At 61.0% G+C, this 25,877-nt stretch carries 15 protein-coding genes; 3 read left to right on the top strand and 12 right to left on the bottom strand.

Annotation, left to right across the window (positions count from 1 at the left end; genetic code table 11):
- Positions 1–47 precede the first annotated feature (47 nt).
- Positions 48–4,316, top strand: coding sequence for a pilus assembly protein (locus LNV28_RS14440; protein ID WP_263518960.1), 4,269 nt, complete (start codon positions 48–50; stop codon positions 4,314–4,316).
- Between the two features lie 342 nt (positions 4,317–4,658).
- A complete protein-coding gene (locus tag LNV28_RS14435; RefSeq protein WP_263518962.1) occupies positions 4,659–5,156 on the top strand; it encodes an energy transducer TonB in 498 nt (165 codons plus the stop codon).
- Here LNV28_RS14435 and LNV28_RS14430 read toward each other — a convergent pair.
- From LNV28_RS14430 to LNV28_RS14375, 12 genes are all read right to left on the bottom strand, one after another.
- Positions 5,145–6,611: a glutamate synthase subunit beta gene (locus LNV28_RS14430; protein ID WP_263518964.1), complete on the bottom strand. Its 1,467-nt coding sequence runs from the start codon at positions 6,609–6,611 to the stop codon at positions 5,145–5,147. The genes LNV28_RS14435 and LNV28_RS14430 overlap by 12 nt on opposite strands.
- 136 nt (positions 6,612–6,747) lie before the next feature.
- Positions 6,748–11,505 (bottom strand): glutamate synthase-related protein, encoded by a 4,758-nt coding sequence (locus LNV28_RS14425; RefSeq protein WP_263518965.1) that lies wholly within the window; start codon positions 11,503–11,505, stop codon positions 6,748–6,750.
- A gap of 138 nt (positions 11,506–11,643) precedes the next feature.
- A complete protein-coding gene (locus LNV28_RS14420) occupies positions 11,644–12,390 on the bottom strand; it encodes a transposase (protein ID WP_263518967.1) in 747 nt (248 codons plus the stop codon).
- Between the two features lie 144 nt (positions 12,391–12,534).
- Positions 12,535–13,665 (bottom strand): deoxyguanosinetriphosphate triphosphohydrolase, encoded by a 1,131-nt coding sequence (locus LNV28_RS14415; protein WP_263518969.1) that lies wholly within the window; start codon positions 13,663–13,665, stop codon positions 12,535–12,537.
- Positions 13,666–13,723: 58 nt separating this feature from the next.
- Positions 13,724–14,833 (bottom strand): 3-dehydroquinate synthase, encoded by a 1,110-nt coding sequence (gene aroB, locus LNV28_RS14410; protein ID WP_263518971.1) that lies wholly within the window; start codon positions 14,831–14,833, stop codon positions 13,724–13,726.
- Positions 14,834–14,874: 41 nt separating this feature from the next.
- Positions 14,875–15,447 carry a shikimate kinase gene (locus LNV28_RS14405; RefSeq protein ID WP_263518973.1) on the bottom strand — a complete coding sequence of 191 codons (573 nt, stop codon included), beginning with the start codon at positions 15,445–15,447 and terminating at the stop codon, positions 14,875–14,877.
- Between the two features lie 13 nt (positions 15,448–15,460).
- Positions 15,461–17,899, bottom strand: a complete 2,439-nt coding sequence (locus LNV28_RS14400; protein ID WP_263518974.1) for an Ig-like domain-containing protein — start codon at positions 17,897–17,899, stop codon at positions 15,461–15,463.
- Positions 17,900–17,962: 63 nt separating this feature from the next.
- Positions 17,963–20,128, bottom strand: a complete 2,166-nt coding sequence (locus tag LNV28_RS14395) for a type IV pilus secretin PilQ (RefSeq protein ID WP_263518975.1) — start codon at positions 20,126–20,128, stop codon at positions 17,963–17,965.
- Between the two features lie 23 nt (positions 20,129–20,151).
- Positions 20,152–20,706: a pilus assembly protein PilP gene (locus tag LNV28_RS14390; RefSeq protein ID WP_263518977.1), complete on the bottom strand. Its 555-nt coding sequence runs from the start codon at positions 20,704–20,706 to the stop codon at positions 20,152–20,154.
- An 8-nt stretch (positions 20,707–20,714) separates the two neighbouring features.
- On the bottom strand, positions 20,715–21,413 hold the full coding sequence (locus LNV28_RS14385; protein ID WP_263518979.1) for a type IV pilus inner membrane component PilO: 699 nt from the start codon (positions 21,411–21,413) through the stop codon (positions 20,715–20,717).
- A gap of 8 nt (positions 21,414–21,421) precedes the next feature.
- Positions 21,422–22,066 (bottom strand): PilN domain-containing protein, encoded by a 645-nt coding sequence (locus LNV28_RS14380; RefSeq protein WP_263568987.1) that lies wholly within the window; start codon positions 22,064–22,066, stop codon positions 21,422–21,424.
- A complete protein-coding gene (locus tag LNV28_RS14375; RefSeq protein ID WP_263518980.1) occupies positions 22,033–23,112 on the bottom strand; it encodes a pilus assembly protein PilM in 1,080 nt (359 codons plus the stop codon). Before LNV28_RS14375 ends, LNV28_RS14380 begins: the two co-directional genes overlap by 34 nt.
- Positions 23,113–23,466: 354 nt before the next feature.
- Between LNV28_RS14375 and LNV28_RS14370 the strand changes: the two genes are divergently transcribed.
- Complete coding sequence (locus LNV28_RS14370; protein ID WP_411969977.1) at positions 23,467–25,860, top strand: penicillin-binding protein 1A; 2,394 nt, start codon at positions 23,467–23,469, stop codon at positions 25,858–25,860.
- Positions 25,861–25,877: the final 17 nt, after the last annotated feature.

Raw genomic sequence — 25,877 nt, 5'->3', positions numbered from 1 at the left:
CTCCGGCCTTGCCGGTGCTTCACCCCAGATCCGATTTGGAGTTCCCCATGAGCAGCAAGCAACGCCTCTTTGCCCTTTGGCTCGGCTTGGCCGCACTGCAACTGAGCGGCACCACCCGTGCTGCAGTCACCGACATCTCGAGCACCCCGCTGGTCGTGGCCACCCCCAATGCTGTGCAGCCGAACCTGATGTTCGTCCTCGATGACTCAGGTTCCATGGGCTTTGACTTCATGCCCGACCATGTCAATGGCGATTCCACGCCCGATCCGCAGCTCTGCCGATCGGCCGGTGCCACCTCGACCAACAGCGGCAGCTTCAGCAACACTTGCTGCCAAGGCGGTGACAGCAGCAATGCTTGCTGGCGCGGTGCGCCGCCTTTCGGCAACCTGCGCGGCCACCCGCCCTTTCTGAGCGCCAGCTTCAACAGCATGGCCTATAACCCGGCCATACGCTACACGCCGCCCCTGAGTTCGGCTGGCGTGAGTTGGTCCAGCATGACTTCCGCCAACACCAGCGGCTGGACGGTGGTCGCCAACGACGCCTTCGGCATCCAGAACACCAACAACATCAACCTGCTGACCGGTTACCCCGATACCGAATGGTGCACGGACATCAGCTACACCGATTGCCTGCGCAACGACAACTACATCCTGCCCGGCATCGTCAACAACAAGAGCTACACCACCTTCCGCGCCACCACCGCGACGGGCAGCGGCAACAAGGCTACCGGCGCGCCAGACCGGCCCAGCATCAGCGCGCAGGCGTGGGGACCGCACTACTACAACATCATCCCGGCCGAGTACTGCGACAACGTCAATCTGCGCAACTGCCAAATGACGGAAACCGCGACCTTCAAGTTCCCCGCGCCTGTGCGCTGGTGCAACACGGACGCCAACGCCCGTGCGGCTACGCCGGCCGCAGGGTCCTGCCAGGCCGTGCGCAGCAACATCTACCCGGAAGCTCGTTACCCCACCAAGTTTTTCACGGCCGGCACAGTCGGGATCCCGGCCACCCAGGAAACCCGCGCCACGACCTTGCTGACGATCAACACGATCTCATGCTCAGTCTCCATCAACTCTCTGAAATCAGGTGCCATCCAACTGCTGTCCAGTGCCACAAGCCTGGAATCGAACCGCTCCAATTTGGCGGCCTCGCTGACCTCGCGGATCAACAATGGCGGCACTGGCTACTTCGCAACCCAGTCCAACCGCACCGTGACCATCACCGCCCCTGCGGGTGTGTCAGCGCCCGGCGCGATCTCGCTGACCACAACTCCGGCGAACTGTGCCCTCAGCATCAGCCCCACCACGCCAACGTTCTCAAACTACCTGGCACCAACCCCCGGCACACCAGGTCTTGCAGGTGGCTACCCTGGCAGCTTCCAGCGGGTTGACATCATCCCCGCACGCGACAGCTACCCCAAGGCGGGAACCCGCACGGATTGCGCCGGCAGCAGCTGCACTTATGCCGAGGAAATGACCAATTTCGCGAACTGGTGGACTTACTACCACACGCGCATGCAGATGATGAAGTCCTCGACCAGCCAGGCTTTCTCTGCCGTGACGAGCAATTTCCGTGTTGGCTACATGAGCATCAACAACAGTCAGGGTGACGCCTTTCTGAACCTCGCCACCTACAGCGGCGCCAGCAAATCGGACTGGTACAGCCGGCTCTTCAATGCACTCCCGAGCGGTTCCACGCCGCTGCGGCGGGCTTTGGATGATGTCGGTCGCCTGTACGCCGGCAAGCTGACCGGCAGCTACAACGGCGGCACCATCGTCGACCCGGTGCAGTATTCCTGTCAACGCAACTACACCGTGCTGTCCACGGACGGCTTCTGGAACGAAGCCGTCACCCTGACGCAGCTGGACGGCACCGCATTGGGGGACCAGGATGGCACGATGGCACGCCCGCAGAAAGACGGCAACGCGGTTTCCAACACCCTGGCTGACGTTGCGGCCTATTACTACAAGGCCGATCTCAGGACCGGTGATGACGGCTCGACCGACTGCACCAGCGGTTCTGGCACCGGCGCCGATGTCTGCGGCAACGGTACGCTCAATGCCCAGCAGCGCATGGTTAGCTTCACTCTGGGTCTGGGTGCATCCGGCTATATGCAGTACCAATCCGACTACCTGCGCGCCACTGCCGGCGACTACTTTGCCGTCAGCCAAGGCAGCAGCCCCAATGTGGCGGCCGGCACCTGCACCTGGCAGTCGAGCGGTGAATGCACCTGGCCCACGCCGGCATCCAACACCTTGACCACCATCGACGACCTGTGGCACGCAGCCGTCAACGGCGGCGGCACCTACTTCAGCGCCAGCAATCCGCTCAGCCTGTACAGCGGTTTGCAATCGGCCCTGAACAATATTGCCGCCCAGGACGGCGCGGCAGCGGCCGCCACCGCCAGCAACCCCAATGTGTCCTCGGGTGACAACCAGGTCTTTATCTCGAATTTCAAATCGGGCGAGTGGACCGGGCAGCTGAAGTCTCAGCGCATCGATCTGGTCACCGGCGCCATCAGTGCTACCGAAGACTGGTCCGCCGGCACCCTGCTGGACAGCAACAGCAGCCGAAAGATCTATATGTTCAGCTCGGGTGCCAGCAGCAATCGAGTCGAATTCACCTGGAACAACCTCAGCGCCACCCAGAAGAGCTACTTCAACCTCGCCACGCTGACCGCCGCAGGCAACAACTTGGTTCAGTTCTGCACCTCGGGCGACTACTGCCTGAGCAACAGCGATCAGAGCACAGCTGCCGGCCAACGCCTGGTGGACTATCTGCGCGGCAGCCGCAGCGATGAGGGTACGCTGGGTGAGCCGGCGAAATTCTTCCGTCAGCGCACCCAGCTCTTGGGCGACATCGTCAATTCCGAAGCGGTCTACGTGAAGACCGCGCTGATGAACTACAACGACGCCGGCTTCGCCGCCCACAAGAACTCTTTGGCCACTCGCGACGGCATGGTTTACGTCGGCGCCAATGACGGCATGCTGCATGCCTTCAGTGCAGCCAGCGGCAACGAGGTCTGGGCCTATGTGCCCAGCCAGGTCATGCCGCGACTCAACAAACTGGCCGACAAGAGCTATGGCAACAAGCACGAGTACTTCGTCGACGCCAGCCCGGTGGTCCAGGAAGTGAAGATTGGCAGCGACTGGCGCACGGTACTCGTCACCGGCCTTGGCGCCGGCGGAAGGGCCTACATCGCCATTGACATCACTTCGCCCACCGACCCCAAGCCGCTGTGGGAGTTCACACACGACAACCTGGGCTACACCTTCGGCAAAGCCGAGATCACCAAGCTGGTCGACGGCACCTGGGTGGTTATCGCGCCCTCGGGCTACAACAATGTGTCGCCAGGCGATGGCAACGGCCGCCTCTTCGTCCTTGATGTCAGCTCCGGCACGCCTATCTCGACCCTGCCCAATGGCATTCCCACCTTGGCTGGCGGCCTGGCAGTTGGCAGCGCCGGAACGCCCAGCGGCTTCGCCCACATCAGCACCTGGGCCAACGACTCGGACAAGGACAATACAGCCCTGCGTGTTTACGGCGGCGACAATCTGGGCAATGTCTGGCGCTTCGACATCAACAACAATGTGGGCGCTGCCGGTTACGAAGCACAGCGCATCGCCACTCTGCGTAACTCGCTGGGCCAGGTGCAGCCCATCACCTCGCGCCCGGAGTTGGGCATGGTGGGCACCTATCCCATGGTTTTTGTCGGCACCGGCCGCTACCTCGGGGTCAGCGATCTCAGCGATGCCACCACGCAAAGCATCTACGCCATCAAGGACCGCCTGAGTGCCAGCGACTTTGGCAACCCTCGCCTGGTTGCTAACAATTTTGTCCAGCAGACACTGAGCAACGGCACTTGCCCGGACAACTCGACCATTTGCAGCCCGGGCTCGCCGATCCGCAGCAACGGCAACCCGCAGCCGGTGGACCTGAGCGTGAAGAACGGTTGGTATGTGGATCTGCCCAGCACCCGCGAACGGGTCACCAATGAGCCCGTGCTGGTCGGCGGTGTCCTGGGCGTGACCTCGAATGTGATCAACTCCTCGGGCATTTGCACAGTGGGCGGCTCCAGCTGGATCAATTACTTCGACTACCGCACCGGCGGCGCCGTCGACAGCGCCCAGAACATCGTCAGCATTTCGCTGGGCACTGCCATTGCCACTCGGCCCTCGACGGTGAAGTTGCCGAACAACAAAGTGATCGATTTGGTGCGTCTTTCGAATAACACCACCGTCACGCCGGTTCGCCCGCAAGGTCTGAGCAACAGCAACACCCGCCGCCTGTCCTGGCGCGAGTTGACGGATTGAGCGTATGAGCGCCTCGGCGAGGTGGTGTACTTGAATGCCGCCAGCAGCTTCGTTGCTGGCGCTCACCGGGTGGCGCACCCGCCCGGCTGGAACTCCACGCTCGACCGACGCCTGCTCTGGAGTCTGGTCGGCGCTCTGACTCTGCACCTGTTGATCGGGGCCTTCGGCTGGCCACGTACCGAGGGGGCGGATGCGGGGCCAGCACCTGACAGCACCATCACGGTTCGCTTGCTGAGCGCCTCGAGGCGCAGCGAGCAAGCCTCACAAACAAAGGACTTGGGCGAGGCGGCAGGCGGCGCGCGCGCTCTCTCTCAAACGGGTGAGCGGCCAGGTGCTGAGCACATGCAGACCACCCAAGCGCCGCGGAAGCTGACGCAAGCCGCCGACCCGCCGTCGGCCCTTCGCGCACCGACGGCCGACGAGGATGATGAGGACGAAGCCGCGCAGCCCAACTACCGCCCAGCCGAGACATTGACTGAGCCACCGAGGCCGCTGGACGGCGCGAGCCTCTCCATCATCCATCCCGATGAAACCCTGCCTGAGGGCCGTGCCCAAGTATCTGTGGCGCTCTTGATCAGCCAGAGCGGTCAGGTGGACGAGGTACGGGTGCCGGCTGGCCGCTTGCCCCAGCGCTTCGTCAAAGCCGTTCAGCAGGCCTTTCTGGGCCAGACCTTCAGGCCCGGCAGGCTCGACGGGCAAGAAGTCGCAGCCCGGCTCTGCGTGGACGTTCGCTTCCAGGAAAAAGAACGCCCCCGCTGGGATCTCGTCACGGCGGGGGCATTGATGAACACGAGTGGGCCAAGCGGCCCGGGCTGTGAATCCGAAGGTTCAGCGCGGTAGGTCGCTACGCCCCATCAAGAACTCATCGACTGCCCGCGCCGCTTGACGGCCTTCCCGGATCGCCCACACGACCAGGGACTGGCCCCGACGCATATCTCCAGCGGCGAAGACCTTGTCTACATTGGTCTTGTAGCCACCGCTGAAATCGGTGCTGGCCTTGGCGTTGCCGCGTGCGTCTTTGCTAACGCCAAAGGCATCGAGCACGGTGGCGACCGGAGCAACAAAGCCCATGGCCAGGAACACCAGATCGGCCTTGATGATCTGCTCAGAGCCCGGCACTTCGACCATCTTGCCGCCCTGCCATTCGACGCGCACGGTCTTGACGCCGGTCAGCTTGCCTTTTTCACCGACAAACTCCTTGGTCGAAATGGCGAACTCGCGCTCGCAGCCCTCCTCGTGGCTGCTGGAGGTGCGCAGCTTGAGCGGCCAGTAAGGCCAGGTCAGGGGGCGGTCTTCCACCTCGGGTGGCTGGGGCATGAGCTCGAACTGGGTGACGCTCTTGGCACCGTGGCGGTTGCTGGTGCCGACGCAATCGCTGCCGGTGTCGCCGCCGCCGATCACGACCACATGTTTGCCGTCGGCTCGGATCTGACCCTTGAGCTTGTCACCCGCATTGACCTTGTTCTGCTGCGGCAGGAATTCCATCGCGAAATGAATACCGCTCAGCTCACGACCGGGAGCCGGCAGATCGCGGCTGGCTTCAGAGCCGCCACTGAGCAAGACGGCGTCGAACTGCGATTTGAGCTCGTCCGGGCTGATGCTGTCCTTGGCCCAGTTGGTGACCTTGGAGCCTTCCGGCATGCAGGCGACCAGCACGCTGGTGCGGAAGACCACGCCTTCGGCCTCCATCTGCGCAACGCGGCGGTCGATGTGGGACTTCTCCATCTTGAAGTCGGGGATGCCATAGCGCAGCAGGCCGCCAACACGGTCGTTCTTCTCGAACACGGTCACGCTATGGCCGGCACGCGCCAACTGCTGGGCGGCCGCCAAGCCGGCCGGGCCGGAGCCGACGATGGCCACGGTCTTGCCGGTCTTGTACTTGGGCAACTGCGGCTGCACCCAGCCTTCGGCCCATGCGCGGTCGATGATGGCGTGCTCGATGGACTTGATGCCCACCGCGTCGTCGTTGACATTCAGCGTGCAGGCCGCCTCGCAGGGCGCGGGGCAGATGCGGCCGGTGAACTCGGGGAAGTTGTTGGTGCTGTGCAGGATGGTGATGGCATTGGCCCAATCCCCTTGGTACACCAAGTCGTTGAAATCCGGAATGATGTTGTTGACCGGACAGCCGTTGTTGCAAAACGGTGTCCCGCAGTCCATGCAGCGTGCAGCCTGCTGCGTGGACTGTTCGACACTCAGGCCGATCACGAATTCCTTGTAATTCTTGACCCGCGCACCGACCGGCTCGTAGCCCTCTTCCAGCCGCTCAAACTCCATGAAGCCCGTAACCTTGCCCATGCTTCGCTCCTGAATTTCACTAATTAGGGTCAGAGTCAATTTTTAAACTCTGCCGCTTCAAACTTCAAAATTAGGGTCAGCGTCATTTTCTGACTGCCAACCCCGATTCGCCTCACGCCACTGGGGCTACCCTCGCTCAGGCCTTGACGGCCGGCTTGGCGCTGGCCGGAGCCTTGGCCTGCTCAATGGTCGAAGCTGCCTGCTTGGCCGCGTGGATCTCGCCCAGCGCTCGGCGGTACTCGTGAGGGAAGACCTTGACGAACTTGGCGCGCGATTCGGCCCAGTGGTCGAGGATGTGGCGGGCCCGCGCGCTGCCGGTCCAGCGGTGGTGGTCTTCCAACATCTTCTTGAGAATGGCTTCGTCGGTCTGCACCTCCGCGTCGCCGAGGTGGTGCCAGACGGCGCGATCCACGGTGGCTTCCTGCTCGTGCGAAGGCAGCAGCTTGTCCAAGGCGACCATGCTGGTATTGCAGCGCTTGGCGAACTGGCCGTCCTCATCGAACACATAGGCAATGCCACCGCTCATGCCAGCGGCGAAATTGCGACCGGTCTTGCCCAGCACAGCCACGGTGCCGCCGGTCATGTACTCGCAGCCATGGTCACCCGTGCCCTCGACCACGGCCGAGGCACCCGAGAGCCGCACCGCAAAGCGCTCACCCGCCACGCCGCGGAAGAAGGCCTCGCCGCGCGTTGCGCCGTAAAGCACGGTGTTGCCGACGATGATGTTCTGCGTCGCATCACCACGGAAATCGATGCTGGGCCGCACCACCACGCGGCCGCCGGACAAGCCCTTGCCGGTGTAGTCGTTGGCGTCACCGATCAAGTAGAAGGTGATGCCCTGGGCCAGGAAGGCGCCGAAGCTCTGGCCACCCGTGCCCTCCATCTGGATGAAGATGGTGTGGTCGGGCAGGCCCTCAGGACGGCGGCGGATCAACTCACCAGACAGCATGGCACCGACGGTGCGGCGCACATTGCTAACTTCCTGCATGAACTGCACCTTCTCGCCCTTCTCAAAGGCGGGCAGGCACTTCTCGATGAGCTTCACATCGAGCGCGCGGTCCAAGCCATGGTCTTGCACATCAACGTGCGTGCGGGCCACATCGGCCGCCAGCGCCGGGCGATGGAAGACCCGGCTGAAGTCCAGGCCCTTGGCCTTCCAGTGGGTGATGCCCTTCTTGGTGTCCAGCAGATCGCTGCGGCCGACCAGATCCTCGAACTTGCGCAGACCCAGCTGCGCCATGATCTGGCGCGCTTCCTCGGCGACGAAGAAGAAGTAATTCACCACATGCTCGGGCTTGCCGGTGAACTTGGCACGGAGCAGCGGGTCTTGCGTGGCCACACCGACCGGACAGGTGTTGAGGTGGCATTTGCGCATCATGATGCAGCCTTCGGCCACCAGCGGCGCGGTGGCAAAGCCGAATTCGTCAGCGCCCAGCAGCGCACCGATGACCACATCGCGGCCGGTCTTCATCTGGCCGTCGGCCTGAACGCGCACACGGCCGCGCAGACGGTTCAGCACCAGGGTTTGCTGCGCCTCAGCCAGGCCCAGCTCCCAGGGTGTGCCAGCATGCTTGATCGAGCTCCAGGGCGACGCGCCCGTGCCGCCGTCATGTCCGGCGATGACCAAGTGGTCGGCCTTGGCCTTGGTGACGCCGGCGGCGATGGTGCCCACGCCGACTTCCGAGACCAGCTTGACCGACACATCCGCCTTGGGATTCACGTTCTTCAGATCGTGAATCAGCTGGGCCAGGTCCTCGATGGAATAGATGTCGTGGTGCGGCGGCGGCGAAATCAGGCCCACGCCCGGCACCGAATAACGCAGCATGCCGATGTACTCGCTGACCTTGCCGCCGGGCAGCTGGCCGCCCTCACCCGGCTTGGCGCCCTGGGCCATCTTGATCTGGATCTGATCGGCGCTGACCAAGTACTCGGTGGTGACACCGAAGCGGCCCGAGGCCACCTGCTTGATCTTGGAGCGCAGGGAATCGCCCTCCTTGAGCTCGTAGTCGACGGCGATGACCTTGTTGCCGATCACATCGGACACCTTGGTGCCGGCCGTGATCTTGATGCCTTTGAGCTCGTTGCGATAACGCGCCGGGTCCTCGCCACCTTCGCCGGTGTTGCTCTTGCCGCCGATGCGGTTCATGGCCACGGCCAGGGTGGCATGGGCCTCGGTGGAAATGGAGCCCAGGGACATGGCGCCGGTGGCGAAGCGCTTGACGATCTCGGACGCAGGCTCGACTTCGTCCAGCGGAATCGCCTTGCTGGGATCGAACTTGAACTCGAACAAGCCGCGCAGCGTCATGTGGCGCTTGCTTTGGTCGTTGATGATTTGCGCGTATTCCTTGTAGCTGTCGAACTTGCCGCTGCGCGCGCTGTGCTGCAGCTTGGCAATGGCGTCCGGCGTCCACATATGTTCTTCGCCGCGGGCACGCCAGGCGTATTCGCCGCCGGCATCCAGCATGCTGTGCAGGACGGGGTCGTCACCGAAGGCGGCACGGTGCAGGCGGATGGCCTCTTCCGCCACCTCGAACACGCCGATACCACCCACTTGGGTGGGCGTGCCGCGGAAGTACTTCTCCACGAAGTCCGACTTCAAGCCGATGGCCTCAAAGATCTGCGCGCCGCAGTAGGACATATAGGTGGAGATGCCCATCTTGGACATGATCTTAGACAGGCCCTTGCCGATGCCCTTGATGTAGTTGTAGATGGCCTTGTCGGCAGACAAAGCGCCCGGCAGGCCGGCGGCGATTTCGGCCAGGGTTTCCAGGGCCAGGTAGGGATGAACCGCCTCGGCACCGAAGCCGGCCAACACGGCAAAGTGGTGCACCTCACGGGCACTGCCGGTCTCGACCACCAGGCCGGCTGTCGTGCGGCGGCCTTCACGCACCAGATGGTGGTGAATGGCAGACAGGGCCAGCAAGGCGGGGATCGCCACATGGCTGTCGCTCAGGCCGCGGTCGGTGATGATGAGGATGTTGTGGCCGCTCTTGATCGCATCGACCGCTTCGGCACAGAGCGAAGCCAGTTGCGCCTCCACACCCTCGTGGCCCCAGGCGAGCGGGTAGGTGATGTCCAGCTCGTAGGACTTGAACTTGCCATGGGTGTGGGCCTCGATCTGGCGCAGACGGGCCATGTCCTTGAAATCCAGCACCGGCTGCGACACCTCCAAGCGCATCGGCGGATTGACCGCGTTGATGTCCAGCAGATTGGGCTTGGGGCCGATGAAGCTGTTGAGCGACATGACGATGGCCTCGCGGATCGGGTCGATCGGCGGGTTGGTCACCTGAGCGAACAACTGCTTGAAATAGTTGAACAGCGGCTTGTCCTTGCTGGACAGCACAGCCAGCGGCGAGTCGTTGCCCATGGAGCCCAGGGCTTCTTCGCCGGTGGCGGCCATGGGCGCCATCAGGAACTTGATGTCCTCCTGCGTGAAACCAAAGGCTTGCTGGCGATCGAGCAGGCTGGCGCTGAAGCTGGCAGCCGAGGTATCGGCCACTTCGATGTCGTCGAGTTTGACGCGCACGTTCTCGATCCACTGGCGATAGGGCCGCGCGTTGGCGTACTGATTCTTGAGCTCTTCGTCATCGATGATGCGGCCCTGCTCCAGGTCGATCAGGAACATCTTGCCGGGCTGCAGACGCCACTTCTTGACAATCTTGTTTTCAGGCACGGGCAGCACGCCGGACTCTGAGGCCAAGATGACCAGGTCGTCGTCGGTGACGCAGTAGCGAGCCGGGCGAAGGCCGTTGCGGTCCAGCGCGGCGCAGACCTGGCGACCGTCGGTGAAGACCATGGCGGCTGGGCCATCCCAGGGCTCCATCATGGCGGCGTGGTACTCGTAGAACGCCCGGCGGCGCAGGTCCATGTGCTCATGCTGCTCCCACGCTTCCGGGATCATCATCATGGCGGCATGGGCCAGGGGGTAGCCGGCCATGGTCAGCAGTTCCAGGGCGTTATCGAAGGTGGCCGTGTCGGACTGGTGCTCGAAGCTGATCGGGTAAAGCTTGTTCAGGTCTTCACCCAACACCGGCGACTTCATCACGCCCTCGCGCGCACGCATCCAGTTGAAGTTGCCCTTGACCGTGTTGATCTCGCCGTTATGGGCGACCATGCGGTAGGGGTGGGCCAGGGGCCACTCGGGGAAGGTGTTGGTGGAAAAGCGCTGGTGGACCAGAGCGATGGCGGAGACCACACGCGGGTCGGCCAGGTCCTTGTAGTAGCTGCCCACCTGATCGGCCAGCAAGAGACCCTTATAGATGATGGTGCGACAGCTCATGCTGGGCACGTAGTACTCGCGGCTGTGCGTGAGTTGCAGCGCCTGGATGGCGCTCGACGCGGTCTTGCGGATCACATAGAGCTTACGTTCCAGGGCATCGGGCACGATGATGTCCGGACCGCGGCCGATGAAAATCTGGCGAATGATGGGCTCTTTATCGCGCACCGTCGGCGACATGGGCATCTCGGCATCGACCGGCACATCGCGCCAGCCCAGCAAAACCTGACCCTCGGCCTTGATGGCGCGGGCCAACTCCTGCTCACAAGCCAGGCGGGAGGCGTGCTCCTTGGGCATGAAGATCATGCCGACGCCGTACTCGCCAGGGGGCGGCAGTTCCACGCCCTGCTTGGCCATTTCGGCGCGGAAGTATTCGTCGGGGATCTGGATCAGGATGCCGGCGCCGTCGCCCATCAGCTTGTCAGCACCGACAGCGCCGCGGTGGTCCAGGTTCTCAAGAATTTTCAGACCCTGCTGAACGATGGAGTGCGCCTTCTGACCCTTGATGTGCGCAACAAAACCCAAGCCGCAGGCGTCTTTCTCGTTTTGCGGCCGGTACATGCCGTGGGCGGCCAGATCTTGGATCTCGGCTTGATGGTCTGCTGCGTTATGGCTCATGGCACTCTCCGACGTAATTCAGTTACGGAGACGGAGATTAATGCGCTGCAGCAAAAGCCTCAAGCAAAAAGAATTAGGGTCAGAGTCGTTTTACATCTAATCAACTGATCTCCGCTCAATTAAATAGGGTCAGAGCAATTAAATAGGGTCAGAGTAATTTTTCGAGATGATTGAAGGCGCAGATGGTTCGCTTGTAACGTCCAGCTTTCGCGGCCTACCTCGGGCTTGCGGCTGCACGCGACGCTGCGTTTGATCCGCCAGAGCACGGAGGAAGCCACTGGAACCCAATGGCCAGCCCTTCAGCGTGGCCTGAGTGATGCTGAGGCGCTCGGCTTCCGTGCAACCTTCCATCAACAGTTCGCGATAGGCCATTTCCCTCTCGAAGGGCGTGTTGCCAAGGGTCCAGTACAGGAGGTGGTCGCTGAGCAAAGCATCACTACGCCGTCCAAGGTGACTGGCGCAACTTGACCAAGGAAAGTCTTCCGGCAGAGCACAGAGCCCGGCGCGCACCGGGTTCAGTTCGACATAGCGCATGCAAGCCAGAAAGTAGCGTTCGCTGTCGATGACCGTGGCACGGAAGCGCCCTTCCCACAAGGTTCCGGTCCGCCCGTACTTGTGGTTGAACCATGCAACATAGCGGCGGCCCAGAGACTGCATCATCTTGCTGATGCCCTGCTCGTCTTCAGGCGTAGCCACCAGATGCAGATGGTTGTCCATCAGCGCATAAGCATGGATGGCGACCTTGTACTGGCGTGCGCCGTCGCGCAGGAACTCCAAGACTTGCTGCCGGTCCGCATCGGCGTGAACGATGGGCTGGCGGTTGTTGCCGCGCAACATCAGGTGGTGAGGCTGACCGGGCAGCAGCAAGCGTGGGAGGCGAGCCATGGTGATTGCTCCAAGAACGGCGAGTTAAATGACACTGACCCTATTTTGAGCGGATTCTTAGGGACTGGCGACAGAAACCATCCATTGATGGCATCAGTTGGTGCTGCCGTCCTTTTACCGAGCCCGCTCCAAGCCGCCGGCAACTCAGAACAGAGTCTGGCCCGTCAAGCGTTGGTGTTCGCGCAAGGCGAAGCGGTCTGTCATGCCAGCGATGTAGTCGGCACAAGCACGTGGAGCGTCGGTGGCGCCGGCAAAATCGGGCGGAAGCTGCGCCGATTCGCTGGTGTAGATACGAAATAAGTCGCGCAAGACCTGCTCAGCCCGCAGCCGGGTTTGCTGGACTTGGCTGTGGCGATAGAGCTTGGCAAACAAGAAGCGTTTGAGCTCGGTGCTTGCCTTGCGCATCTCCGGGCTGAACCGAATCAGCGGTGGAGCTGAGCGCACGGCAGCCAGATTGCCAATGCCCTCGCCTTCCGCCAAGGCCAGCCGAGTGGCATCGATGATGTCGTAGACCTGCGCCGAGAGCATGCGCCGTATCGTTTCGAACAGCAGGCGCTTGCTGTCCAGGTTCGGATACTCCATCAAGGCCTCACGCAAATAGAAGTGCACCAAGGGCACTTCTTCCAGTTGTTCAAGTGTCAGCAGGCCGGAGCGCACACCGTCATCGACGTCATGGGCGTTGTAGGCGACCTCGTCGGCCAAGTTGCAGAGCTGCGCTTCCAAGCTCGGCTGCCCACCGTGTAGGAATCTTCTGGCGACGCCGTCGGGCTCGGCCGCCTCTAGCAGTTCTGCATTGCGTCGTGCGCAATGCTTCAAGATGCCTTCGCGGGTCTCGAAACTGAGATTGAGTCCATCGAAAGCGGGGTAGCGCAGTTCCAGCTTGTCCACCACGCGCAGCGATTGCAGATTGTGCTCAAAGCCGCCGTAGGGCTTCATGCATTCGTCCAACACGTCCTGCCCCGCATGACCAAAAGGCGTGTGGCCCAGATCGTGCGCCAGCGCGATCGCCTCGATCAAATCTTCATCGAGTCCCAGGCTTCGCCCCATGGAGCGCCCCAACTGGGCCACTTCCAGGGAATGTGTGAGCCGCGTACGGAACAGATCGCCCTCATGGTTCATGAAGACCTGAGTCTTGTAGACCAAGCGACGAAACGCAGTGCTGTGGATGATGCGATCGCGGTCGCGCTGGTACTCACTGCGGGTCGGCGCTGCCGCCTCCGGATGGCGCCGGCCTCGACTGTTCGAAGGGTCGCAGGCGTAAGGGGCGAGTGGCATTGAGCGCTGAATTCCTAGGTTGACTATGTCGTTCAGCGACTCGACCGAAGCGGCGGCCTCATTCGCAATGGGCAGCGAGCACTTCAGCCACCAGCGCATCCGGCGCGCAATGCATGCCGGCGCGGCCCAAGGCTTCGATCAGCACAAAGCGAATCTCGCCAGCCTCGGCCTTTTTGTCCACGCGCATCAGCTCCATATAGCGCTCGGCTCCCAAGCGCGGCGCCCGCACCGGCAAACCTGCGCGTTCGATCAGCTCGCGCAAGCGGGGCAGAAAAGCTGCGGGCATCAAGCCCTTCCGCACCGACAGATCGGCCGCCATGACCATGCCACAGCCGACGGCCTCGCCGTGCAGCCATTGCCCGTAGCCCATGCCGGTCTCGATGGCATGGCCGAAGGTGTGGCCGAAATTGAGAATGGCCCGCAGACCTTGCTCGCGTTCATCCTGGCCCACCACCCAGGCCTTGATCTCACAGCAGCGTTTCACGGCGTAGGCCAACGCTGACTTGTCGCGCGCCAGTAGGGCATCCAGATTGGCTTCGATCCAGGACAGAAAATCACCATCGGCAATCGGCCCGTACTTGATGACTTCGGCCAAGCCAGCCGCCAGCTCGCGTTGCGGCAAGGTATCCAAGGTATCGAGATCGGCGATCACCCGTTCGGGCTGGTAGAAGGCCCCGATCATGTTCTTGCCTAGCGGATGATTGATAGCCGTCTTGCCACCCACCGAGGAGTCCACCTGAGCCAGCAGAGTCGTCGGAACCTGCACGAAGGGCACGCCGCGCATATAGATGGCTGCTGCGAAACCAGTCATATCGCCGATCACACCACCGCCGAGCGCGAACAACACCGTCTTGCGGTCCGCGGCGCGTGCCAGCAAGTGATCAAAAATGTGATTGAGGCTGGCCCAGTCCTTGTGCAGCTCGCCATCGGGCAGTTGCACGAACTCGACCCGCGCATAGTGGGCACTGAGCTGGGCTTGCAAGCGCTGCAAATACAGCGGCGCCACGACCTCATTGCTGACGATCAGCGCACAAGATGCTTTGGGCAGACCTTGCCAGGAAACCGCCAAGCTCAGCAAGCCTGGGCCGATATGGATGTCGTAGCTGCGTTGGTCAAGTGCAATCGAAACGCACTGGACAGCGGAATGAAGAGGGGCCGAAACAGTCATCTGCCAAGTGTACGGTGGCTGACCCGAAGGGCCGACTGAGCTCAACAGGGTTCGGCGCCCACCGTGGCAGCAACGCGGGACGGATCAATCACACCCGCCAGTTCCAGCTGCATCAAAGCCATATTGACGAGGCCGTGAACCGAAGGTCGACCCGTCTCGAGCACATAGTGCGCGCAGCTGCGATAGAGCGGGTTGCGCTGAACATAGAGCTCACGCAACTTCTGCAAAGGATCGCGCACCTGCAGCAAAGGCCGTTGGGTGTCGTGGCGCAGGCGCCGAAACAGCTCCTCCGGCGTCGATCGCAAATACAAAACCGTGGCAGCGTCGTGCAAAAGCTGCCGGTTGGCTTCCCGCAGCACAATGCCGCCACCAGTGGCAAGCACCAGTTCGCCGCTGCGCGTCAGCAACTCGGTAAGAACCTGGCTCTCGATATCGCGAAACGCAGCCTCGCCCGAATGCTCAAAAAAAACGCGGATCGGCTCCCCGATCCGCGCTTCAATTTCTGCATCCGTGTCGACGAAGCGCATGCCCAGCTGGCGGGCCAGCTGGCGTCCGACGGTGGACTTACCACCGCCGGGCATGCCGACGAGAGCAACAACCGGCGATCTGTCCATCAAATAGACTTGGTCAATTAGGGCTGGAGCAACTCGAGTCCCGACCATAGGGACTAACTTTGAACGGCGGCTCACCCTCACTTTTCACCACATCAATGGGCACGCCAGTAATCTGGGCTGTCCCTTTGAGCGTACCCACAGTATCCCCCTCCGAAGCGATTCGTCCGAAGAATGCCGGCGGGCTCACGACACCAGAGGCACTGACTCGCAAAGCATACTCAACCCAACTGCCATAGTTTTGGGGATACTCGATTCGAAGTACCGCAAGCCCGCTTGAATTGGTTTTTGTCGAGCCCATCATGGTCACAGACACATCGGACTTTCTGGGGTCCAACTGCCCGCTACCATTGACATCCTCTCCTGTTTCAATAGTGCCATTTCGGAAACCTCTGCCCACGGAGGAGTCTTCGTTCAAGCATCCCAATTCTGGGCGATCAGGCGTCACAGTTAGGACCTGGAACCATTTCTTTTGCCCGGCGTCGTACCACCAAAAACCTTTCAGGTAGGTCGGGAGATCAATCAAAGGCGTTACCTGCACGTCAGCCTTAGGATTCCCAGCTGAATCGACGACCAAGACAGTGAATTCGAGGTAGTAAGTCAACTTATTTGAACCCGTACCGATCTGAGCATTGGTACCGATCGAAATTGACACAGGTTGTTCGACCACCGTCAGAGATACCGTCCGAAGGCGCTCTGGAGGGCAGGCACTGATAGCCTCCACAGTGTCGGTCTTGGAGAAACACGCATAGATCTTGACTTGATCGGTAGGGCTAGGTCTTTGCCCCGCCACAAAGCTAGTCACGGCAACGCCAGTTGCATCAGAGATGATGATCTTGTCCTTGCCCGAACTGATCTCGCCATCGGTACCAGAGTTGTTGCTGCCGAAGCCAATGCGAGCGCGAACATTAGGAACAGGTTCATTCTTGTCGCTACGGAAAAGCAGGCGCAACTCAGCTCGATTCTCTGTGCTGCCCACCGAATTGACGGCCACAACACCAGGCGACGCCGTGAAAGTCGCTGAACCAATAGTCGTAGCAGGCGGCACATCTGAAACCGTCGCATCGATCTGCACCGTGCTGCTCACCGAGGCGCCACCCGCTGAACCACTGATCAAAGTCGGGCCACTGCCCGTGGCTTTGTAACAAAAGGAATACTTACCCTTCAAATCGGTGATGCTGGGGGCGGGGGCAGGCTTACCGACACAAGCAACTGCAGGCCCTTGGCTGCTGTCCACTGTCACAGCCACATCCGGCATCGGATTGCCTGTAACGTCGGTCAATGTGTACTCGACGGCGCCAGTATCACCATTGCGCAAGGTAGCCGGCAGAAGTTGCGCCTGCAACTTGGCGCCCGTCACCTTGAACGAAGCGCGACGCAACAAAGCATCACTGGTGGCTGTCACCGTAACTGTGCGATTCGAATGATCGGCCCCCACCAGCACTGAGGCCTTGGCTTGCCCCGAAGAGTCCGTGGTCAGATTGCCCGGAACCAAGATAGCGTTGCTATCCACGGTGAATGTCACCTTGATGCCGCTGACCGCGTTGCGCAAGCTATCGACTGCCGTCACCACCACATCGACCGGTTCAGTGCCAGAGTTTCCAACGGTGCTGCGGCTCAAAGAGATGGACAGATCGCTGGCCTTCGGAATCACAGATACGGCCTCGATCACATCAAAAGTGATGGTCCGCACCACCGTGCCACTGGTGGCCTGCACCGAAATCGAGCGATTGACCTTCTTGGTGATCAAGCTGACATCCGCAGTCAGCTGCCCTGTGGTCGAATCGGTTGAAGTCTTGCCAAAGGCATTGACCACTGAGCCGCCCACAGAAGAATCCAGCAAAGCCAAACTGACCGGCGAGCCGCCGATGGCGCTGTTGGCTGCGTCAACCGAAGTCACCGTGAGTTTCATCGCCTGGGTGCCATCGTTGGGGATGGTCACCTTGTCGAGGACCATACGCAGATCAGCCACCTTGCTGCCGGTTAGGCTGTCCACCACATCGAAGCTGGCAGTCTTCTTGATCGTTCCCGAACTGACAGTCAGTTTAACGGTACGACTGGTCTTGTCCGTGATTTGAACCACGGCAGTCATCTTGCCGTTGTCCTTGCCGGTGACCTTGGCCGATGGGGTGACGATGGCCCCAGTATCCACCTCCACCGTGATCGGCGTTTCCACTCCGGTCAACGCTGCATTCCCCGTGGTCAGCGCGGTGATCGTGAAAGTCACATTTTCCAAGCCGGAGTTCGGCACTGCGGTCTTGTCAGCGACGATGGCCAGATCCGTCAGCGTGGTCGGCGTGGTCGGAGGAGTGCCCGCTCCCGGGTCGAACACGGACTTTCCGGAATCGCCGCCACCTCCGCCACAAGCTGACAAAGTCGCAGCCAGCAGCACAGCGGCAGCGCGGCCCGCCATTCGGCGCCATGACAGGCGACCGGTACCCATTGATGTATTCATTTCTGCAAACTCCTGCAATGCCCCGCGTTCGTGCGCGCGGCCTCTCCCGAAATCGCTTACGCCTCAGCGCACTGTGGCTCGATCACTGACCACCTTGGGGGTCAGGAAGATCAAGAGCTCGGTCTTGCTGGTGGTGCGGCTCTTGCTCTTGAACAAATTCCCCAGATAAGGGATGTCGCCCAGCACAGGCACCTTGGATTCGCTATCGCGTTCATCCTGGGTGAAGATGCCGCCGATCACGACCGTGCCACCGTTCTCGACCAGAACCATGGTCTTCACATGCTTGTTGTTGATGGCGTAGCCCTGCGGCGTCAGCGTGCCGCGGCTGTCCTTGTTGACGTCCACATCCAAGATCACATTGCCTTCCGGCGTGATCTGCGGCGTGACTTCCAGCTTCAGCACAGCCTTCTTGAACTGAATCGAGGTTGCGCCGCTGGAAGTGGCCACTTGGTAAGGCAACTCCTCACCCTGCTCAATCAAGGCCTTGACCTGATCGGCAGTGATCACGCGAGGACTGGAGACGATCTTGCCCTTGCCGTCGGCTTCCAACGCAGAAAGTTCCAGGTTCAGGAAACGGTTGGCGCTGGCATTGAACAGCGACAAGGCAAAGTTCGCGACATTGGCACCACCAAAGCTGTCGGAGGAAACATTGGCCGGCAAATTGACGAACTGAGTATTGAATCGACCTGCGCCGTCCACTCCCACGCTGCCACCTGGTTGCAATGTCTGTCCGGCGATACCGTTCAAGCTGCCACCCAAGGTCAGGTAATTATTGCCGCCGACTGAATAACCCGGAATTCCCCCGTTGAGCCCGCGCAGATCGGCGCTGCCCAACTTGACACCCAAGGAACGGCCGAACTTGTCGTCAGCCTCAACAATGCGAGCTTCAATCAAGACCTGACGCACCGGAATGTCGATCTTGGCGATCATGGCCAGGATCTCCTCCAGCTTGGAAGGAATGTCGGTGACGAACAACTGATTGGTGCGAGTCTCGAAGATCACACTGCCGCGCGGCGAAAGGATTCGCGCGGGATTCTGTCCTCCGCTTCCGCCGCCGCTCGCATTCTGACCACTCAAGCCCTTGGCCACTTCTTCCGCCTTGGTGTAATTGAGCTGGATCGACTGGGTACGCACCGGCTCCAAGTTGGCGATCTGCGCCTTGGCTTCGAGGTCGAGTTTTTCCTTGGCCGAAAGTTCGTCCTTGGGCGCGATCCACAGCACATTTCCGGATTTGCGCAAACCCAGGCCCTTGGCCTGCATGATGATGTCCAGGGCTTGATCCCAAGGCACATCCTTGAGGCGCAGGGTGACGCTGCCGGTCACGGTGTCACTGGTCACCACATTGAAGTTGGTGAAATCGGCGATCACCTGCAGCAGTGCTCGAACCTCGATGTTCTGGAAGTTCAAGGACAACTTGTCGCCGGCGTAACCGGGGCCGGTGGTCAGCTTGTTGGGGTCTTGTTTCTGGTGGCGCACCTCAAGCACAAACTGGTTGTCACTCTGGTACGCACTGTGCTCCCAAGCCCCCTTGGGCTCGATGACCATACGGACCCGGTCACCGTTCTGGGTACTTACCACCGACTGCACCGGGCTACCGAAATCGGCCACATCTAGCTTGCGACGCAGGCCCTCCGGCAAGGTCGAGCGCAGGAATTCCACCACCAAGTTCTGACCTTGCTGCTGGATATCCACGCCGACCTGGTTGCTCGGCAAATTGACGATCACTCGGCCGGAGTTGTCCTGGCCGCGCCGGAAGTCAATGTCACGAATTGCTTGCGCCTCGGCATTGAGACTTTGCGAGAAATGCACGGGCTCATTAGCGGCCTGGGGAGCTGCTGCGGCAGTTTCAAGAATCAACAGCAGGGCGTTGTCCTGCAACTCGGCGCGGTAGCCCGAAGGCGTGCGCAGATTCAGCACCACCCGCGAACGCTCGCCAGCCTGTGCAATATTGGCCGAGCGCAAATTGCCTTGATTGATTTCCACCACCGAGCGCCCGACGCCATTGACCACGCCGGGAAGGTCGATCGCGATACGCGGCGGCGTCTGCACGGTGAAGCCGCGCGGAATTTCCGTCAGCGGCTGGCTCAGTTCGATACGCACCACCTCCACACCCGATTGCTGGGTGCTATTGATGGAGCGGATGGCCGTCTGAGCCTGGGCCGGCGCAACCATGGCCAGCGCCGTCAGAACGAAGGCCGAGGCCGTAGCCCATTTGCGCCAATGGCTCATCCTCGATGTCTCCTGGAAATTTTTCATCGTCCCTTCTCCTGCAGCTGGAGGGTACTGGTGCGTTCAATCCACTCGCCCGCAGCGTCCTGGACGACTTCTCGCAATCCGATTTCGGTTTCGCTGATCTTCATCACCCGCCCAAAATTCAAACCCAGGTAGTCGCCACCTTTGACCTGGTAGAGCAGGTTATCCACACGCAGCAAGGCGTAGCGCTGGCTTTGGCGCGTGATGCTGCCCACCATGGACATGCTGTCCAGCGGATAGGCCTCCAAAGGCTGACGCGGCCGTTTCATCTCAGCCGCCAACAAGGAATTGGGCAGGGAAGCTTCCTGCTTTACCGCCACGCTGAGCTTTTGCTGGCTGAAGGGCTCGACACCCAAACTGGCTTCATAGGGCTGGGGCAGGAACTTCTTGGGCGGCACCAAGGGGACAATATTGGCCCGGGCGTCCTTGCGTTGCTGTTCCATCCATTGCTGGAGTTCATTCATGTCGGCGGAACAGGCCGCCAGACCCAGCCCGATCACGACGATGCCGAGAAGGCGAAAGGCTTGATGCCCAACCGCCTGGCTTTGCTTCATTCGGGCGCTCATTTCTTCGCTCCACCTGCGGTCTTGGCAGCCAGCTTTTTCTGCTCTGCCACTTCCAAGGTATCCAGGTAGCGGTAGGTGCGAGCGGTGGCCTCCATGCTAAGGGTGCCACTACCCGCTTCTTTGCCCGTCGGCGCGAGCACATTGAGGTTGTGCAGGGTGACGATTCGCGAGAGGTTGGACACATCGGCCGCGAACGCACCGATGTCGTGGTAGCGGCCGGAGACACGCAAGGAGATCGGCTGTTCAGCGTAGTAGTCCTTGACCAGCACCTGCCCAGGACGGAACAACTCGAACTGCAAACCGCGGCCCACACCCGCCTGATTGATATCGGACAACAAGGCATCCATCTCGGCCTTGCCTGGAAGCTGCTTCTCCAGCTGGGTCACGTACTCCTCGACCTGGCTCTTCTGCTTGCGCAACTCAGGCAGGTTGACAGCCTGGGCCAGTTTGGCAGTGTAGTCCTGGCGCAAACCTGGTTCTTTGGCCACCTCAGCATCAAGGTGCGCCTGCTCGTCGGACAGTGCGAACACCCAGCCTAGAACCAACACCAGAACCGTGACACCAACAAAGGCAGCCAGTTTGGGCAGCCAAGGCCACTGCCCCGGCTCATTTGGGTTCAGGCCGCGAAACTGATCCGCAAGCTCAGCTGCCCAGGCATTGGGGTCAAATTTGAGATTCAAAGACGTACTGGCCATGCTTGCCTTCAGGACTTGGGCGCCGCAGCGGGCTTGTTCGGGATGCCGGGTGCGGCTTCACGGACCGGCTCTTTAATTGACACCCGCATGGAAAACTCATTCAGGCGCTTTTGATCTCTGCTGCTGGTACTCAAATTGGTGGCCTTGATTTCCACCAAATCAGGCCGCTCCAGCCATTCCGAGCTGCGTGAGGTGTTGCGAATGAACTCCGACACGCGTTCCTGGGTCTGGGCAATGCCGCTGATCGTCACCACTTTTTCGGATTGCCGTATCGCCGTCAGGTACACACCCTCGGGCGTATGCCGGGCCAGCTCATTGAGCAGTTGCACCGGCGTATTGCGATCGCTCTGCAAGTCTTCCACAGCCCGCTGGCGCGATTTCAGCGACTCGAGCTCGGACTTCAGATTGGCAATGTCCTTGATTTGGTCGTCGAGTTTGGCGATCTGATCGTTTAGGTACTGATTGCGACTGCGCTGCTCAGCACTCAAATGCTGATAAAGAGCATAGCCGGCCATCAAGAGACCAACACCAACCAGGGCGGACAAGCCCAAGCCGGCAAAGAAGGCACTCTTCCGGCGCTTGCGCTTCTCTTCCCGATGGGGAAGCAGATTGATCAAGATCACTGGTAGAACCTCCGCATCGCCAGGCCGCAAGCGGTCAAATAGGCCGGCGCTTCACGGCGCAGCTTCTGCTCACGCACCGAAGAACCCAGCTCCATATTCTCGAAAGGGTTCACAACCATGCAAGCAAAGCCAGTCAACTCGGTCACGCGCTCCTTCAGGCCCGGCAAGGTGGCCGTGCCACCCGCCAGCATCACGTAGTGCACCTTGTGGTGCGGCGTGCTGGTGAAGAAATACTGCAGAGCTCGGCCGATTTCCTGGGACAGACTGTCCACAAAAGGATTGAGCACCGCGACCTCAAAGTCTTCGGGCAGGTCATTCGACAGTTTCTTCTGCTCCGCCTCCTCGAAGGAGAAGCCGTATTGACGCGAAATCAGCTGGGTCAGCTGAGAGCCGCCAAAGGCCTGATCGCGGTCGTAGAGCATTTCGTCATCGCGCAGCACCTTGAGACTGGTCGTGTCCGCACCAATCTCGAACAAAGCCACCAGCGCGTCCTTGCCTGCATTCGGCAGGTTGGCGATCAAGCGACCCATGGCCATGCGCGAGGCGTGCGACTCGATGTCCAGCACCACAGGCCGCAGGCCGGCCGCTTCAGCCAAACCCTGGCGATCTTGCACACGGTCCTTGCGCGAAGCGGCGATCAGGACTTCAACATCACCCACCGAAGTTGGGCTGGGCCCGATCACGCAGAAATCCAGACTCACTTCGTCGAGGGAGAAGGGAATGTACTGATTCGCCTCGGCCTCGACCTGGATTTCCAGCTCTTCGTCACGCAAACCCGCTGGCAACATGATCTTCTTGGTGATAACGGCCGATTGCGGCATCGCCAACACCGCATCCCGGGTGCGGCTGCCACTGCGGGCCACCACACGCCGCACCGCGTCGGCCACCTCGTCGAATTTCTCGATCTGGCCGTCAGTGATCCAGCCTTTCTCGAAAGACTCCGTGGCAAATCGCTCCAACACCAGCTCACCGCTGGCGCTTTGGCCCAACTCCACCAACTTGACACTCGACGAACTGATATCGAGGCCAATCATCGGCGGATGCTTTCGACCCAGTAAAACGTCAAGTATGCCCATGACGCGAATCCCCCAACGTTTGTGCGCCGGACTGTTAATAAGTTACTTGAATGCTAGCAGCAAAGGTGTTGATCGCCCAATGAAAAGCGGTCACAGCTGGTAACAGCTCGTTGCGTAACATACACGGGCGCCGCCGGTCTGGATGCCCCGAAAAACACCAAGAAACTCGGCTTTTAGACTGCCTACAAGCGCCCCACTGAAATGCTTATGCCTAATTCTCCCGCCCAACGGCTTGAGGCCAGGAGCTGACAAGCAGGCAAAACCCCCGGTTCATTTCCGCCCAGAAACTGGAATCAGCTGAGGCCGCGACTCAGACCTGCCCTTCCTATAATGCGCCGACCCACCCGGAGGCCCATGAGCGACGCCAAGAAGAACTCCCCGCAGCAGCCCACATCTGAGACCCGGCACGCCGCGCGCAAGCCTGCCGCACATGTCTTGCTCAAGGCCCTGACTTGGCTGCTCGGCTTGGCCGCAGCCGGGACCTTTGCCGTGCTGATGCTGGTGGCCATGGCCCTGGCCACCGCCTACCCAAATCTGCCCGACATCAGCGGACTGACCGATTACCGCCCCAAGCTACCGCTGCGGGTGCTGTCCAATGACGGTACCCTTTTGGCCGAATTTGGCGACGAAAGACGCAATTTCCTGCCCATCAAGGAAATTCCAAAGGTCATGCAGGATGCGGTGCTGGCAATCGAAGATGCGCGCTTCTACCAGCACGGGGGCGTGGACTACCTCGGCGTGATCCGCGCCGGTTTGGCCAATTTCACCGAGTCACGCAGTCAGGGTGCCTCCACCATCACCATGCAGGTGGCGCGCAATTTCTACCTCTCGACCGAGAAGACGCTGACCCGAAAGATCTACGAGATCCTGCTAGCACTGAAGATCGAAAACGCGCTGAGCAAAGAGCAAATCCTCGAGATCTACATGAACCAGATCTTTCTGGGGCATCGCGCCTATGGTTTCGCCGCCGCCAGCGAGGTCTATTTCAGCAAGCCGATTCAGGACCTCACGATTGCCGAGGCGGCCATGCTGGCCGGACTGCCCAAAGCTCCATCCGCCTACAACCCGATCAACAACCCTCGCCGGGCCACCATACGCCAGCAATACATCATCGAGCGCATGTTGGAGAACGGCTACATCACCGAAGAACAACGCGACAGCGCCAAGGCACAGAAGCTGCGCCTGCGCCCAGCCAATGAGACGCCCAGCCATGCCGAGTTTGTGACCGAAGCGGCGCGCCAGCTGATCTACAGCCAATACGGCGAGGAAGCCTACACGCGCGGCCTCAATGTTTATCTCACACTCAAGGCCGAGGAACAAAACGTAGCCTACCGAGCCCTGCGTCGAGGCATCCTCAACTTTGAGCGCCGCCAGGTCTACCGAGGCCCCGAAGCCTATGCCGATCTGCCGGCCAACCCGGCCGAGCTGGACAGCCGCATCGCCGAGGCCCTGAACGACCACCCCGCCAATGACGAACTGCTGGCTGCCGTGGTGCTGGAGGCCAGCCCGAAGAAGGTGGTGGCCGCATTGCAGAGTGGCGAAACTGTCACCATCACCGGCGAAGGCCTGAAGCCGGCCACCTCCGGCCTGGCCGAAAACGGCAACCCCAAGACCCGGGTGCGACGCGGCGCCATCATTCGCGTGGTGAAGGCTCCGGTCGCGGCCAAGCCGAGCCAGGAAGAATGGACCATCACCCAGCTGCCCGTGGTGGAAGGCGCCTTCGTCTCGCTAGACCCGCGTAACGGCCGTGTGCGGGCCATGGTCGGCGGCTTTGACTATGCCAAGAACAAGTTCAACCACGTGACCCAGGCCTGGCGCCAACCTGGCTCCAGCTTCAAGCCCTTCATCTACTCGGCGGCGCTGGAAAAGGGCTTTACACCCAGCACCGTCGTCAATGACGCACCACTGTTCTTCGACGCCGCCACCACCGGCAGCCAGCCCTGGGAGCCCAAGAACTACGATGGCACCTTCGACGGCCCCCTGCCCTTGCGCAAGGCTCTGGCCAAGTCCAAAAACATGGTGTCGATCCGTGTGCTCAATTCCATTGGTGTGAATTACGCGCAGGACTGGATCACCCGCTTTGGCTTCGAAGCCGAAAAGCACCCGGCCTACCTGACCATGGCCTTGGGCGCCGGCTCGGTGACACCGATGCAGATGGCGCAGGGCTATGCTGTGTTCGCCAATGGCGGCCATCGCGTCACGCCGCAGCTGATCGCCAAGCTCACTGACAACAAAGGCCGTTTGCTCTACGAAGCGCCCCAGCTGGACTTGAGTGAAGACAGCCGCGTGATCGAGGCCCGCAACGCCTTCCTGATGTCCAGCCTCTTGCAAGAAGTGACACGCAGCGGCACCGCGGCCAAGGCCCAGGCCCAACTCAAGCGGCCTGACATCTACGGCAAGACCGGCACCACCAACGACTCCATGGACGCCTGGTTCGCCGGCTACCAGCAGGAGGTGGTGGCCGTGGTGTGGATGGGCTACGACCAGCCCAAGAAACTGGGCGATCGGGAAACCGGTGGCGGTCTGTCACTGCCGATTTGGATCGAGTACATGAGCCAGACGTTGAAAGGCGTAGCGGTCAACGAAATGACAGCGCCCGAAGGCGTGGTCAACCGCAACGGCGAGTGGTACTACGACGAGTACACCGGCACCGCCGGCGTGCGAGAGCTGACTCAGTCAGAGGGCAAGATGCCGAGTGCCGCCAGCGACGACGAAAAGAAGAGCATCCTCGATCTGTTCAAGCGCTAGGCTTTGCCTGGCGGCAC

Source organism: Paucibacter sp. DJ2R-2 (assembly GCF_025717675.1).
In the GTDB taxonomy this organism is placed as follows: domain Bacteria; phylum Pseudomonadota; class Gammaproteobacteria; order Burkholderiales; family Burkholderiaceae_C; genus Paucibacter_A.
Note: the sequence above shows the minus strand (reverse complement) of the source record. Positions and strands in the feature narration are given on the sequence as shown.